The 14112-nt window shown below is 63.2% G+C and carries 10 protein-coding genes; 1 reads left to right on the top strand and 9 read right to left on the bottom strand.

What is annotated here, in order from left to right; genetic code table 11:
• Nucleotides 1–7: 7 nt before the first annotated feature.
• From ABIB24_RS07045 to yaaA, 9 genes are all read right to left on the bottom strand, one after another.
• Complete coding sequence (locus tag ABIB24_RS07045; protein WP_075046288.1) at nucleotides 8–1111, bottom strand: mannuronate-specific alginate lyase; 1104 nt, start codon at nucleotides 1109–1111, stop codon at nucleotides 8–10.
• A 7-nt stretch (nucleotides 1112–1118) separates the two neighbouring features.
• Nucleotides 1119–2561, bottom strand: coding sequence for an alginate O-acetyltransferase (locus tag ABIB24_RS07040; protein ID WP_025340584.1), 1443 nt, complete (start codon nucleotides 2559–2561; stop codon nucleotides 1119–1121).
• 13 nt (nucleotides 2562–2574) lie between these two features.
• Nucleotides 2575–4134, bottom strand: coding sequence for a mannuronan 5-epimerase AlgG (gene algG / locus ABIB24_RS07035; RefSeq protein ID WP_085614309.1), 1560 nt, complete (start codon nucleotides 4132–4134; stop codon nucleotides 2575–2577).
• A gap of 22 nt (nucleotides 4135–4156) precedes the next feature.
• Nucleotides 4157–5635 carry an alginate export family protein gene (locus ABIB24_RS07030; protein ID WP_274078288.1) on the bottom strand — a complete coding sequence of 493 codons (1479 nt, stop codon included), beginning with the start codon at nucleotides 5633–5635 and terminating at the stop codon, nucleotides 4157–4159.
• Nucleotides 5632–7059, bottom strand: coding sequence for an alginate biosynthesis TPR repeat lipoprotein AlgK (gene algK, locus ABIB24_RS07025; RefSeq protein ID WP_137162378.1), 1428 nt, complete (start codon nucleotides 7057–7059; stop codon nucleotides 5632–5634). Before algK ends, ABIB24_RS07030 begins: the two co-directional genes overlap by 4 nt.
• A gap of 12 nt (nucleotides 7060–7071) precedes the next feature.
• On the bottom strand, nucleotides 7072–8238 hold the full coding sequence (locus ABIB24_RS07020) for an alginate biosynthesis protein Alg44 (protein WP_025340581.1): 1167 nt from the start codon (nucleotides 8236–8238) through the stop codon (nucleotides 7072–7074).
• 36 nt (nucleotides 8239–8274) lie between these two features.
• Nucleotides 8275–9756, bottom strand: coding sequence for a glycosyltransferase family 2 protein (locus ABIB24_RS07015; RefSeq protein WP_003257137.1), 1482 nt, complete (start codon nucleotides 9754–9756; stop codon nucleotides 8275–8277).
• Nucleotides 9757–9828: 72 nt separating this feature from the next.
• Nucleotides 9829–11145 carry a nucleotide sugar dehydrogenase gene (locus tag ABIB24_RS07010; protein ID WP_085592165.1) on the bottom strand — a complete coding sequence of 439 codons (1317 nt, stop codon included), beginning with the start codon at nucleotides 11143–11145 and terminating at the stop codon, nucleotides 9829–9831.
• Between the two features lie 904 nt (nucleotides 11146–12049).
• Complete coding sequence (gene yaaA, locus ABIB24_RS07005) at nucleotides 12050–12829, bottom strand: peroxide stress protein YaaA (protein WP_061552453.1); 780 nt, start codon at nucleotides 12827–12829, stop codon at nucleotides 12050–12052.
• A 137-nt stretch (nucleotides 12830–12966) separates the two neighbouring features.
• Here yaaA and ABIB24_RS07000 point away from each other — a divergent pair, with 137 nt between their 5' ends.
• Nucleotides 12967–14094, top strand: a complete 1128-nt coding sequence (locus tag ABIB24_RS07000; protein WP_137162376.1) for a polysaccharide deacetylase family protein — start codon at nucleotides 12967–12969, stop codon at nucleotides 14092–14094.
• Nucleotides 14095–14112 lie beyond the last annotated feature (18 nt).

Genomic DNA, 14112 nt, shown 5'->3' with positions numbered 1-14112 from the left:
TTTTGCGTTACTTTTTCGATTCTGCGCTCGGGTCATAGACCCGGGTCAGGTCGCCGCCCAGCCGGAAGCTGTTGAACGGCTGCATACCGCGCTTGCGTTGCAGGGTGTCGCCACTGCACGCATACAGGCTGCAGTAGGGCTCCATCCAGGAGTACTTGCTGTCGATCTTCAGGTCTTTCATGTCCTGTTTCTCGCCATTGCGGGCCTTGAACTCGCTGGGGTCCTTCGACCCGTTCAGCACCCGCTGCGCCAGGCGCTGCAGGGCGTTGTTGTTCTCGCCACGCACATCCACGCCATTGACCTGGGCGAAGCTGGCGATCATCGCCAGCGGCGGCAGGGCGTAGTTGTGGTAGGCCAGGGCGCGTTGCTTGCGCTTCAGTTCGTTGGGCAGGAAGCCCTGCTCGTCGACCTGGTTGGCGCCAACCCGGTATTCCTTCACGGCCCAGTCGAACAGGTCGCGACGGTCGGTGGCCACGGCGCTGGCCATTACCGCCCAGGCAGCCCAGTAGCTGTGGTTGTTGATCTTCTCCAGTGGCAGGTCGCTCCAGTCGCGCACGGTCTGCTCGGCCAGGCGGGCGAACCATTTTTCGATCAGCTCGGCCTCGGCCTGGTGCGCGGCCAACGGCTGCGAATTGGAGAACTTCAGGCGCAGCCACGAACCACTCATGCTGCCCAGCGCCCATTTGCGCATCGACTTGCCGGTGTGGTTGTAGTCGGTGGACATCAGCGCATCGGCGCGGGCCCATTCGCCCAGCCAGGCCAAGGTGCAGTCGAGCTGCGCCGGGCGGCCGTCACGCATGTACTGGCCGATCATCTTGCTCACGCCTTTCTCGAGGGTGGTGATGTCTTCGGTGGACTTGCGAAAGGCCTTTTCCGAGTCGGCATTGAGCGTTGCCCGTGCCTTGTCCGAGCCTTCGTACTTGCTGCGGAACTGCAGGGCACCGGTGTATGGCTTGGGGGCCGCCTCGCAGCGGAAGTTGCCGTCGCCGGTCTTGAGCTTTTCGATCCCCTCGTAGTAACCCTGGGGCGGTACCAGCGCGGCGTGCGCGGCACCGCCGCACAACGCCAGGGCAAGCAGGGCGGGGCGGGAAATTCGCTTGAACGGGATCATGGTCGCCTCACTGGCCGGCCTGCGCGGTCTGCGCGGGCACGGCGAAGTTGTTGCGTTTGCAGAGCTTGGCTTCGACCTTCTGGGTACCGCTTTCCGGCCCCTGCACCTCGAACGCCAGCAGGCTCTGGCTGGCCCAGTCCTCGTCTTCGCGCATCTGGAAGACGAAGCGGCCGTCGGTGTCGGAGGTTTCCGGTTTTTCCAGCTTGATGTCCTCGTGGCGGCCGTTGAGGTACCAGAGGGTGGCCTGCAGCACCTTCACCGACGGGTCTTCGAACTTGACGTCCATCTGCATGTTGCGGTTGATCAGGTCTTTGATCACGCCGCCCTTGCCGTTGACCATCAGCTCGTTCTTGCCGGGCTTGAGGGTGGCGCTGGCGCTCATCAGGGCCGGGCGGTCATCGCAGCCGTCGTCGAGCAGGCCAAGGATTTGCCGCCAGATGGTTTCCTGGTCCAGGCGATACAGCGGGGAGAATTCCCAGATCAGGATCTTCGGCGGGTTCTTCTGGAATTCCTCGCTACCCAGGTACTGGATCATCGAACCTTCCAGGCCACCGCCAGGGAAGGCCACGTTGAGCACGTCGGCGCCGATGTACTGCTCGAGGAAGCCGGAGAAGTTGTAGTTCTTGCCACTGTGGCTGGTGCCGACCAGGGTGATCTGCGCGTTGCCGCCGTCACCGAACAGGTCGTCGCCGCCGCCGGTGGAGCCTTTCGGCTCGGTGGCGAACTGGTCCATGTACTGGACGGCGTAGCTGGTGCCGCACAGCTGGCCGGCCACGTTATGCAGGGTGCCGGTCTTGCCCATGCGCCCGGACTTTTTCGTTTCGAATTCCTTGCGCGGGATGCCTTCGAAAGCCGGCATCTTGTGCACGGTATCGGCCACGATCTTGGCCGCGCGCTCGGCGCCGTAAGGCGTCCAGTGCTGGTCGCCGCGGAAGTAGAAGTCCTTGCCCTGGTCGGCAGCGGCCAGCTGTTCGTTGGTCAGCGGCGACAGGTCAGGCACGTTGTAGCCCATGCTGGCAAAGCGCTTGAGCATGGCCTGGTAGTTGCCCAGGGCCTTCTGGTAGTCGAAGGCAGCCTTTTCCGCCGGGTTGAGCATGTTGCGGTTCACCAGGCCACGGGTCGGTTGATACACCACCACCAGTTCCACGCCGCGCTTCTTGAACGCGTCGTGCACTTGCTGCAGGCGCTTGTAGCCGGCCGGGGTGGTATTGAACTCGGTGCGCAGGTCTTCGCGGGTACGGAACAGCCAGTCGCCCTGGGCCTGCACCAGCGTGGTGAAGTTCTGCTGGTAACGGGTGGTGTAGCGGCTGGCGTCATGCGCTTCAGGGCACAGCTGGCAGCAAGGCTCGGCGCTGAAGGTGGGGGCCTTGACGTCTTCGGCGCGCACGCCCTGGCTGATCGCCAGGAGGGCGGCGGACAGGCCCAGCAGTTTCATCAGATGTGGAGTCATGGTCTGGGCTTCCTTAATCGATCATTTCGGTCTGGCGTTCGACCGGGTCGATCAGCACAGCCTTTTGCTGGCGTACCAGCAGGTCGAGGATTTCGTCCTGGCGTTCGCCCAGTACGCCGTTGAGGCTGATGCCGCTGGCCTTGCGCGGGGCGAGCATGGACACCTTGTACAACTCGACCGACAGCGGCGAGTCGATCGACAGTGGCCCGGAGCCGTTGGCCGCCAGTTCGCCACCGACCAGGATCAGCGACACCTTGGTGTCGAACGGGTCGAGGGCGATGTCGCGGTCGGTGTTGGACAGGTCCTTGATGTGGCCGTATACACCAACCAGGCCGTTGGCCATGGCGACGTTTTCGTACAGGCGGATGTTCACGCTGTTACGCACGCGGATGCCGTGGCGGCGGTTGTTGATCAGCTTGTTGCCCCAGATCAGGTTGTCGCCACTTTCGTACAGGGTGATGCCGTCGGTGTGGTTGCGGTAGATCTCGTTGTAGGCGATCAGGTTGTTGACGCTGTTACGGTCGATCACCACGCCCGAGAGCTTGTTGTCGAAGCTCTTGTTGTTGATGATCCAGCTGTCGTTGACCTCACGCGAAACGATGATGCCGTGCTTCTTCTTGGTGCCGTACACCGTGTTGCCGGCGATGATCAGCCGGTGCGAGCGGTCGTGTGGGTCGATGCCGTAGACGATGTTGTCGCGGTAGGTGCTGTCCTTGACCACGAAGTCCTGGGTCTCGTAGCAGTAGAAGCCGTACCACATGTCGCTGAACTCAGAGCCGATGATCCAGCCGGTGGGTTCCGGGCGGCCCATGCGCTTGGCCATGTTCGGCGTGTACTGCGAGATGCTCACGCCGTACGACTTGGACTTTGCGTAGCCGAAGCTGGCCATTTTCGTATTGACGATGTAGGTCTCGGTGCCGCCCCACGACAGCAGGAACGGGCGGAATTCCTTGGGCGAGCGGAAGGTCGCCGGGCCGTTTTCCTTTTCCCGCCAGCCGGTCACCTGGGTGTCGGTGACGAACAGCTTGCCGTCGTTGACCAGGAACGAACCGCCTTCCTGGGACAGGCGCAGTTGCTTGACCTTGCCGTCGATCTCGAGGATGCCCTTCTGCCCGACCACGATCGGCAGGCGCGCCAGGTACACACCCGGCTCGACTTCGCTGAGGTACTGCTTGGGTACCTTCTTGCTCAGCTCGACCAGGTCGACATGGCCGTCATCGACGAAGATCGCCTGCGGAATGCCATGCTGGCGCTGGACCCACTCGGCCGCCTTGTTGTCGCCGCCGACGAATTCCTTGAGGGTATCCTCCTGGAACATGCGGCGCAGGCTGACCTTGCCCTTGTGGCGGCGGTCGATTTTCTTCTGCACCGCTTCGGCGGTGTAGCCGGTCAGGTCGGGCAGCTTCGGCGGGTCCATGTGCAGCGGCTCGATCGGCGCGCTGGAGACCGTGTAGGTCTTGGCCTGCTGCAGTTCCTTGGCGATCACCTGGGGCTCTGCGGCAGCCACCAGGCCGCTGGCCAGCAGCAAGGCGCTGGCCAACAGGCTGTGACGTAAGTGCGGGTGAAGGTTCATAACGGTAAGTCCTCTACCGGCCTCAGAAGCGCCAGATCACATCGACGAAGGCGCGGTGCATGTACGAGTCCGCTTCCTTGCCGTAGGCATCGCCCGGCTTGAACACGCCGGCACGCAGGCGCACCAGGGCAGATGGCTCGTCGATGGCCTGGCTCATCGAAGCCGGCAGCAGGCCTTGCTTGAAGTACTTGGTCACGACCACGTCCATTTCCTGGCCAAGGTCTTTTTCGCCATCGACCAGCGGGCGGTTCACACCGTTGTCGTTGACCACTGCGTTGATGCCGCTGGAACCGATGTTCTGGTTGCCATCGACACGCCAGAACTTGTGGTAGATGAAGCTGGCGTCGTAGTCGTCGCGCAGCTGCCAGGAGGCGAACAGCGTGGCCGCCTGCAGGTTGCCCAGCTCGCCGCGGAAGGCTTCACCGAAGCGGTGCACGCGCGAACGGGTACCGGTGTAGTTGGAGCGGTTGCTCTCGAGGCCGGTCTGCTCGTAGTTGCTCGAACCGTCGTCGCCACCACCGCCGCTGCCACGGGCATAGGCCGCACCGACCTGCCATTGCGGGTCGAGGCGCAGGCGGATGCCGAGGTCGGTGGCCCAGGCGTTGACATCACCGCTCTGCTTGCCGGTGGCCACGGTGTCGTCACCGACGACCTGGCTGCTGAGGGTGTCGCGATCACCGGTCAGCCAGGTGACGCTGCCCCAGTAGTTGACGGTGTGGTCGTTGCGCCAGTTGTAGGCGTCGCTGTTGGCTTCCAGGCCCAGCCAGGTGAGGTCGCCGGTGCGGGTCTTGTCCAGCGCATCGACGGTTTCGCCCGGGTTCTTCAGGCTGCCGCCGTCGTGGGTGTGGTGGGCGCGTACGCCGACCCAGTGGCCAGGGGTCCACTGCGTGGCGACGTTGCCGTAGAGGTGCGTGCGGTCCTTGTCTTCCGGGGCCAGCTCGGTGAGGTCGGTGCGGTATTCGCTGAAGCGCTGGGCCACGCCCAGGTCGGCCTTGAGCAGGGTGGTGTCGAAGGTCCAGTTCAGCGCCTCGATGTTGGTGTCACGCCACATGCCATCGTCGCTGCGCAGGCGCTGGCGACCGAAACGCAGCTGCTCGCCAGGGTAGGCGGTGAGGCCGCTGTAGCCGACCCAGAATTCGCGCATGGCCAGGTAGCTCTTGTCCTGCTCACGGCCATCGGCGGCGGTATCGGTGGTGGTGCCGTCGTCGTTCTGGCGCAGGGTGTCGGTTTCGATGGTGTCGGTCGCGGTGACGGCCTGGCCCATGGCATAGGCGCTCCAGTTGCCACGCTCGCCATATACCCAAGGGCGCAGATCAAGACCGAGGCCGTTGACGTCGCCGCCGGAGCGGGTGCCCAGGTCACGGTCGTCTTCCGACTGGCCGGTGATTTTCACATCCAGGCCGAAGTTCTTTTCAGCGGTCATTTCCGCCAGGGTCGGGCAGGACCACAGCAGGGCGAAGCTCAGGCCGATGCCAGCTTTCACGAAGGGATTGAGCGTCATAGCGAGTCCTCACCGGTTACTTCTTTTTCGTCGTCTTGCAGGGCTTCGATGGCCAGGGTGCTGTTGGCGCCCTGGCTCATGCTGCCGCGCGCCTGCTTTTCTTGTGCCAGCAGTTGCTGGGCCTGGCTGCGCTGGTCAGGCGTAAGTTGCTGGTCGAGTTGCTGCAGCAATTCAGCGGACTGCGGCGACGGGTTGGCCTGGGCCAGCTGGGCGAATACCCAGGCGTTGCCCGGTTGCGGGCGAATACCGTGGCCTTCGCTGAACAGCTGGGCCAGGGCATAGTCGGCGCTGTTCTGCCCACCACGGGCGGCGGCCAGCAGGTGGTCGACGGCCTTTTGTGGCTCGACGTTGCCCAGGTAGCCGCGGCGGTACAGCTGGCCCAGGTAGTAATGGGCGCTGACTTCGCCGGCGTCGGCGGCAGCCTGCAGGTGTTGTTCGGCTTTGGCCGCGTCCGCAGGCACGGTCTTGCCTTCGTAGTACAGGCGGCCCAGCAACAGTTCGGCGCGTGGCTGTTCGGCTTCGCGGCCCTTGTCGATGTAGGCCATCAGCTGGTCGGTATCGCCCAGCTCGGGGAAGTCGTACACCAGTTGCGCCAGGCTGACCCAGGACGCCGGGTTGGCCGGGGCCACCTGCTCGAGCAGGTCCTTGGCGGTTTTCTCGTCGGTCTGGCCGAGGCTGCGGTCAGCCAGTACCCGGGCAACGCTGTCGACCCGGGTGGCCGGTACTGCGCCGCGGGCGTAGGCAGCCTTGAGCTGGCCGAGCAGGGCAGCCTGCTGGTCCGCCTGGCCGCGCTTCTGATACACGGTGGCCAGTTCGACGTAGCAGATGTCGGTGGTGTTCAGCGCGGCCTTGCAGATTTTCTCCACTTCGCCCAGGTGCTGGTCGTAGGTGCCTTGGGTGCGGTACAGCAGCACCTGGGCCAGGCCCGCTTCCGGGTTGCCGGCGGCGCGCCACTGGTCGATCTGCTGCTGCGCGTTGACCTTGGGGAAGCTCTGCGGGTAGCTCAGGTAGAGCATTGCCAGCGGGATCAGGGTGTTGCTTTCGCCCTGCTTGGCGGCTTGCTTGAGCAGGGTTTCGGCTTCTTCGCGCTCGGCCTGGGTGCTGTCGGGCTTGGACACCAGCAGGCGGCCAAGGCGCGCCTGGGCACGCGGCGAAATGGCGGCCGCGGCACGGTAGGTGGCCTCGGCTTCCTTGATTTTCGCCGGATCGCGGGTGGCGACCTTGATGTCGGCCAGGCCCACTTGCGCTTCGCTGTAGCCCAGGTCGGCCAGTGCCTTGTAGTTGCGCTCGGCCAGTGCCGTGTCACCGCGCTTCATGGCTTCGTTGGCCAGGCGCTGGTCGGGCAGGCCCGCACAGCCGGCCAGGGCGATGGCAGCAGCCAGGGCACACAGGCCCAGGCTGGCGCTTTTCTTGTGGGGAATCATGTCGTGATCCTCTTACAGCCCACGGGCCATGGCTTTGTCGATCAGCCAGTTCAGCGACGGGCCACGGTCGCTGTTGACCGAAGCCGGGCGACCGGCGAGTTCGGCGGGCAGGGCGCTGTCGGGCTTGATCTGCACGCGGATGTCGGCGGCCAGGTCTTCGCTGTTGAGGCTGGCGCTGCTGACGATCTGGCCGGTGCGTACTTCGTCTTCGCCGGCTACCTGGAAGTTGACCCGGGTACCTGGCTTGACCTCGTCGAACTGGCGGTAGGTGAAGCGCGCCTCGATCATCGGGTTGGTGGTGCGCGGGATCAGCTGGAAGATCGGCTGGCCCTTGGCGGCGTACTGGCCGTTGTCCACGAGCTGGCGGGCAACCACGCAATCACACGGGCTGGTGAGGGTGCCGGACAGCTGCTTGCCGAACAGTTCCTCGATCTTCGCCGGCTCCAGCTGTGCGTCTTCCAGGTTGCCCTTGAGCATGTCCAGCATGCTGGTGGTGAAGCTGGCCAGTGGCGCGCCCTTGGCGATCTGCCCACCGCTTTCGACCAGGCTGTTCACGGTGCCGTCGCGCGGCATGGTGACGTTGGTGGTGGGTACCGCGACCACGCCGGCTTCGGCATGGCTGACGAAGTACATGCCGTACAGCGACTTGGCGATGAAACCGAAGGCGGCGACACCGACCACGAACACGCCGAGGGTGACTGTGACTGCCTTGAGGCGGCCGAAGGCGCTCAGGCCGGCACCGCCGTCCTTCTGCTTGCGCGCCTTGGTGAAGTTGTCGCGCTGCAAGGTGCTGAGCACATCGCCGGCAGTGATCAGCTCACCCGACAGGTGCGAGGTGATGATGTGGCGCAGCGTGGCGATATCGCGGGGCTCGAGGTTCTGGAACTGGGCGCCGGTTCGGCCACTGCCCGGGTTGTAGGAGCGCACCTGGAACTCGATGTCCATCGACAGGCCGAGGTTGTCGACCGTGAACTGCAGCCGCCCGCGGAGCACGTCGCCAACCGACAGTGGTTGCTTGGTGTGGAAGCTCAGGCCACCGGCGGAGAGGTCGTCGACCTTCACATCGTGGGCCTGGCGCTGAGGGTCGAGGAACCGCAGCTTGGCGGGGATGCGTACCCGGGCATGCTGGCGCTGGGCTTCGGACTCATGCACGACGTTGACGTTCACGGCGGTATTCATGTGGTTTGTTCCTGTTAGTTCCGATCCGGGTTGGGCTCACACGACCATGAACAGCACAGCAACGAAGATGCTGGCAGCCGAGAAGGTCATGGTCCGCGAGGACCAGGTGTTGAACCATTGTTGAAAGCTGGCGAGGTCACGCTTGAGGGCAGTGGGCTGACGCGTCCAGGACTGCTTGTCGAGGCGGAAGAACACGTAGATCTTCATCAGCGCGCCGATGATCTGGTTGTAATAGAGAATCAGCGGGTAGGCCGGGCCGACGTTGTGGCCGGAGCACAGCAGCATGATGGTGAGGATCAGGCGGGTGATGCCGATCCACAGCAGGTACACCAGCAGGAAGCCCAGGCCGAACTTGAGGCTGGCGATCACCGCCACGGTCAGGCCCAGCAGGCTGGTCCACATCGACACGCGCTGGTCGAACAGCACGATGCTGGTGAACAGCCCCAGGCGGCGCAGGCCCAGGCCAAGCGCGCGGGAGTTCTGCCGCAGGTTGTTGCCGTACCAGCGGTACATCAGCTTGCGGCTGGCCTTGAGGAAGCTCTTCTCCGGCGGGTGCTCGACCGTGTTGATGGCGGCGTCCGGCACGTAGAAGGTGTCGTAGCCCAGGCGCATCAGGCTGAACCAGCTGGACTTGTCGTCACCGGTGAGGAACTTGAAGCGGCCCAGGCGCCAGTGCATCAGCGAGTCGCTTTCGACGTCGGCGATGAACTCGGGGTTGGTCACCACGCTGGCGCGGAACATCGACATGCGCCCGGTCATGGTCAGCACGCGCTTGGACAGGGCCATCGAGCACATGTTGATGTGGCGCTGGGCAAAGCGCAGCTTGTGCCACTCGCTCATGATGTAGCCGCCACGCACTTCGCAGAACTCGTTGGTGGTCAGGCCGCCGACGTTGGGGAACAGCTTGAACCACGGCACGGTCTTGCGTACCACGCCATCGCCCAGCACGGTGTCGCCGTCGATCACCGCCACCACGGCGTTCTCGTCCGGCAGCATGCGCGAGATCGCACGGAAACCGTAGGCCAGGCCGTCACGCTTGCCGGTACCGGCGATGCGCACGATGTCCAGCTTCACATGGGCTGGCGGGTTGTATTTGGCCCACAGGCTTTTCACCAGCAGTTCGTCCGACATCTCCACCAGCGAGCAGACCACGGTAGTGGGGAAACCACAGTTGATCGCCTCGCGGATCACCGAGCTGTACACCTGGGCGGTGGTGAGTGCTTCGATGCGGAAGCTGGTCACCATCAGGTACACGTGGGACGGGTCGGCGTCCTTGCCCATCTTCTGCACCTTGCGGCGCAGGTACGGGTACACGCCGTAGAGGAAGATCATGCCGCGGATGAAATGGGTGGCGCCCATGGAATAGCGCCAGATGCCGACTGCGCCGACCAGGAAGATGAAGTGCTTCGACTGCGAGTCGAAGATATCGGCTGGCAGGGCCAGGGCGATCAGCATGAGCAGACTCATGTAGAGCAGCCAACCGGCGCACTGCAACAGCACTGTCTGGATCCTTTGCATGTTCAGCATCCGTCGAGAATTCGGGAAAAGGTGGGCAGCGGGGTGGGGAGGCCCCCGCTGCCCGGCCAGCACTTACCAGCAGATGCCTTCGGTACGGCTGGTGGCGCAGGTCGGTTTGCTCATGAAGCCGACCAGGTCGATCACGTGCTTGCCGGCCGGCGCTTGCTGGGCCAGTGCACGGAACTGCTCGTCACGGTTGCCCAGGACGATGATGTCGGCGTTGTCGATCACCTTCTGGAAGTCGGCGTTGAGCAGCGACGACACGTGCGGGATCTTCGACTCGATGTAGTCCTTGTTGGCGCCGTGGACGCGGGCGTACTGGACGTTCTCGTCGTAGATGTCCAGCTGGTAGCCCTTGCCGATCAGGCGTTCGGCCAGTTCCACCAGCGGGCTTTCACGCAGGTCGTCGGTGCCGGCCTTGAAGCTCAGGCCGAGCAGGGCGACCTTGCGCTTGTCGTGGGCTTCGATCAGCTCGAAGGCGTTCTGCACCTGCGATTCGTTGCTGCGCATCAACGAGTCGAGCAGCGGAGCGCGTACATCGAGGCTGGCGGCGCGATAGGTGAGGGCGCGTACGTCCTTGGGCAGGCACGAGCCGCCGAAGGCGAAGCCAGGGCGCATGTAGTACTGGGACAGGTTCAGCACTTTGTCCTGGCAGACCACGTCCATCACGTCACGGCCATCCACGCCTACGGCCTTGGCAATGTTGCCGATCTCGTTGGCGAAGGTGACCTTGGTGGCATGCCACACGTTGCAGGTGTACTTGATCATCTCGGCCACTTCGATCGGCTTGCGGATGATCGGTGCGTCGAGCTCTTCGTACAGGGCCTGCAGGATGTCGCCGCTGGCGGTGTCCAGTTCGCCGATGACGGTCATCGGTGGCTGGTCGTAGTCCTTGATCGCGGTGCTTTCACGCAGGAATTCCGGGTTGACCGCAACGCCGAAGTCGACGCCGGCTTTCTTGCCCGAGCAGTCTTCGAGGATCGGGATCACCACGTTCTTCACGGTACCCGGCAGCACGGTGCTGCGTACCACGATGGTGTGGCGGCGCTCGCTGTCACGCAGCACGTAGCCGATTTCGCGGCACACCGACTCGATGTACTCGAGGCCCAGGTCGCCGTTCTTCTTGCTTGGGGTACCCACGCAGATCATCGATACGTCGCTGGCACGGATGGCTTCGGCGAAATCGGTAGTACCGCGCAGGCGGCCGTTGGCGATGCCCTGTTGCAGCAGTGCTTCCAGGCCAGGTTCGACGATGGGCGACTTGCCCTGATTGATCAGGTCGATCTTGGTGCTGGACACGTCCACACCGATCACTTCATGGCCTCGCGCCGTCAGGCAGCCTGCACAGACCGCACCCACATAACCCAAACCAAAGATGCTGATACGCATCGCTATCACCTCATGTGTTTATCACGTCGGCACCTCCGGGGAGAGCCGGACTGGGTTGATTAACAACAGTTTTCGGGCGCACGGATCCATGGCGAAATGCACACTTCGCCGAGCGCAGGCAAAATAAATCCGGAGCGCAAAAAGTTATGCACTCAAATGTGGCAGTAAAAAGCCATTAATTAAAAAACGTGCCCTGGAATGCAGCCGTCTTTATTGCAAGGCGCTACGTGGCGCTTTGCTGTGCTTGTTTTTTCAAGTGGAAAAATCCTTTGAAATCAACCACTAGGACGAATTGAAAGGGACGCGTCTCTCCTGCATGGACAGGGTCTTCGGGGGTTGCCCGTCATACCTGTCGAAGTTGTTGGGGCTGGTAGTGGATACCTGCCGTTGTCATCTGTAAGTCATCTCTCACAGCCCGGGGGCAGGAAAATCGTTACGGCACTATGAGCGATTCGTCGTAGCAGAAGTTCCGGGGTGGGTTCGGCGTGGATGAAAGATTTCTAAATATTTTTTCAGTGGCAGACAATTTCAATCTGATAGCACACGGGTGTTTTGTCCCTATATATAAAGGGCGAAACTGTTGCGAGATATTTTTATGCCAGCATCGAAAAATATTTTGAAAAATTCGTCAAAAAAGCTACGAACGGTCTTATGGCGTTTGGCTATAAGTTGCGGTGTGTCGATTTTTTGGCGTCGGATTTGTGGCGTAATGGCGCTTTGCGTCGTGCCCTGTTGCGGGGCGGAGGGGGTAAGTAGGGGGCGCTTTTTGTAGGAGCGGCCTTGTGTCGCGAAAGGGCCGCGCAGCGGCCCCAGGATTTCAGCATCAAAGCAGAAATTGCCGGGGCCGCTATGCGGCCCTTTCGCGACACAAGGCCGCTCCTACAAGGGATTGTGTATTGCCTGACTATTCGGAAGGATGATCCCGCAGGAACACCAGGTGGTCCGGCTTCGACTGTTCGGCACTGTAGTAGTACCCCTGCACATCGAATTGCTTGAGCTGCTCCGGGTCGCTGATGCGCTGCTGGATGACGAAGCGGCTCATCATGCCGCGGGCTTTCTTGGCGTAGAAGCTGATGATCTTGTACTGGCCGTTCTTCAGGTCCTTGAAGTCGACGTTGATCACCCGGGCCTTCAGCGCGCTGCGTTTCACCGCGCTGAAATACTCGTTGCTGGCCAGGTTCAGCAGCACGTCATCGCCCTGTTCGGCCAGGGCCTGGTTCAGCCATTCGCTGATGCGCGTGCCCCAGAAGGCGTACAGGTCCTTGCCGCGGGCGTTGGCCAGCTTGGTGCCCATTTCCAGGCGGTAGGGTTGCATCAGGTCGAGCGGGCGCAGCAGGCCATACAGGCCCGAAAGCATGCGCAAGTGCTGCTGGGCGTAGCTGAAATCGTCCTCGCCAAGGCTTTCGGCGTCGAGGCCGGTATACACGTCACCCTTGAACGCCAGCAGCGCCTGCTTGGCATTGGCCGGGGTGAAGTCCGGGGTCCAGCTGCCGAAGCGCGCGGCATTCAGGCCGGCGAGCTTGTCGGACAGGTGCATCAGTTCGCTGATCTGCGCCGGCGACAGGTCGCGCAGCTGCTGGATCAGCTCCTGGGAGTCGTCCAGGTACTGGGGCAGGGTGAAACGCTCGGTCACCGGCGGGGTGTCGTAGTCGAGGGTCTTGGCGGGGGAAATCACCGTCAGCATCGGGTCGGCTCCTGGCATCGTTGGCCGGGAATTCTACGGGCTGGACGGTGCAAGTCCAAACTATGGCGACGATAGTCACAGACCATGGCCGGTGCAGAGGCTATAGTGCGCGTTTCGCCGTTGCGGAGCCTTCAACCGTGCGTATTGCCTCTGCCTTGCTGGCCGCTCTGCTGAGCCTGGCCGTGCAAGCCGCCCCTTCACCCCAGGTGAGCCTGGACCGCGGCCTGTGGCCCGAACAGCTGGACAGCCCGGCGTTGTTCGATGTGGCCTCGCGGGCCGAGATCCTCTCGTTCGCCCAGGTGCTGCACGAAAGCGAACTGCTGGACGACGCGGCGCTGGCGGCGCGCTTGGGGCTACGGCAGGTCAACTTGCAGAAGGTGCGCCTGGTGCGGGCGCGCATGTGGCAGCGGTTGTGGGAAGGTTATCAACAGGCGCAGCGCAGTTGCGAGCAGGATGCGTCGTTCTGCTACCCGGTGACGTCGATGGCGGAGTTGCGTACGCAAGCGGCGACGTTCGCTGCCGATGTCGGCACTTTCTACACCGATTGGATCGAGCCGAGCCATCAGTTCCATGTGCGTTACCTGGACGAACAACTGCGCAAGGCGGCGTTGCTGCCGCAGACCAGCAGCGAGGTGGAGCGGCTGTCCTCACGCGAGCGCAATGGGGATGAACTGAACGACCGCATGTTCCTGCTGACCTTCGTCGGCGGGCCCGGGCCGGATGGCGGCAGTACCGACCTGCTGGCTGACTACCTGCGCCGGCAAAAGCTTGAAGGCACGTTCTTTGTGCTCGGCAACCGCCTGCAGCAACGGCGCGACGCCGGGGCGGCAGATGCCTTGCGCCAGCTCTATGGCGGGCAGTGCGTGGGGATCCAGGGGTGGGAGTACCGCTCCCATGCGCAGTGGACAGGCTGGCAGGACTCGCTGCGGCGTAGTCAGGCGCGGGTGCAGGCCGACCTGCCGGAGCAGTATGTGCCGTTGTTTCGCCCGCCTTACGGGCAGCGTCGGGCCGATGGCGAGGCGTTCATGGCCAGCCAGCAGTTGCAGGTATCGTTGTGGGACATCGATGCCCAGGATGATGGCGCACTGAGCGCCGAGGCCTCTGCCCAGCGGGTGCTGACCTTGATGTTGCTATGGCGCAAGGGGGTGATCCAGTTCCATGACAGCCTGCCCAAGGCGCAGCCTGCGGTGGAGTGGTTGTTGCGCAATACGGCGCAGAGCGGGATTGGTTGGGAAGATTGCCAAGCTTATGGCTTGAGGGGGTAGGGGGCCGCTTTGCGGCCC

Origin of the sequence: Pseudomonas sp. UYEF17 (genome assembly GCF_040546125.1) — a bacterium.
In the GTDB taxonomy this organism is placed as follows: Bacteria; Pseudomonadota; Gammaproteobacteria; order Pseudomonadales; family Pseudomonadaceae; genus Aquipseudomonas; species Aquipseudomonas putida_Z.
This window is presented reverse-complemented; position numbering and strand designations above follow the sequence as displayed.

Bases quoted from the DNA above. Each gene is read 5' to 3' on its own strand.
- ABIB24_RS07040 (WP_025340584.1), bottom strand. From the start codon at position 2,561: ATGACTCCACATCTGATGAAACTGCTGGGCCTGTCCGCCGCCCTCCTG.
- ABIB24_RS07015 (WP_003257137.1), bottom strand. From the start codon at position 9,756: ATGCAAAGGATCCAGACAGTGCTGTTGCAGTGCGCCGGTTGGCTGCTC.
- ABIB24_RS07020 (WP_025340581.1), bottom strand. From the start codon at position 8,238: ATGAATACCGCCGTGAACGTCAACGTCGTGCATGAGTCCGAAGCCCAG.
- algG (WP_085614309.1), bottom strand. From the start codon at position 4,134: ATGAACCTTCACCCGCACTTACGTCACAGCCTGTTGGCCAGCGCCTTG.
- ABIB24_RS07045 (WP_075046288.1), bottom strand. From the start codon at position 1,111: ATGATCCCGTTCAAGCGAATTTCCCGCCCCGCCCTGCTTGCCCTGGCG.
- ABIB24_RS07030 (WP_274078288.1), bottom strand. From the start codon at position 5,635: ATGACGCTCAATCCCTTCGTGAAAGCTGGCATCGGCCTGAGCTTCGCC.
- algK (WP_137162378.1), bottom strand. From the start codon at position 7,059: ATGATTCCCCACAAGAAAAGCGCCAGCCTGGGCCTGTGTGCCCTGGCT.
- ABIB24_RS07010 (WP_085592165.1), bottom strand. From the start codon at position 11,145: ATGCGTATCAGCATCTTTGGTTTGGGTTATGTGGGTGCGGTCTGTGCA.
- yaaA (WP_061552453.1), bottom strand. From the start codon at position 12,829: ATGCTGACGGTGATTTCCCCCGCCAAGACCCTCGACTACGACACCCCG.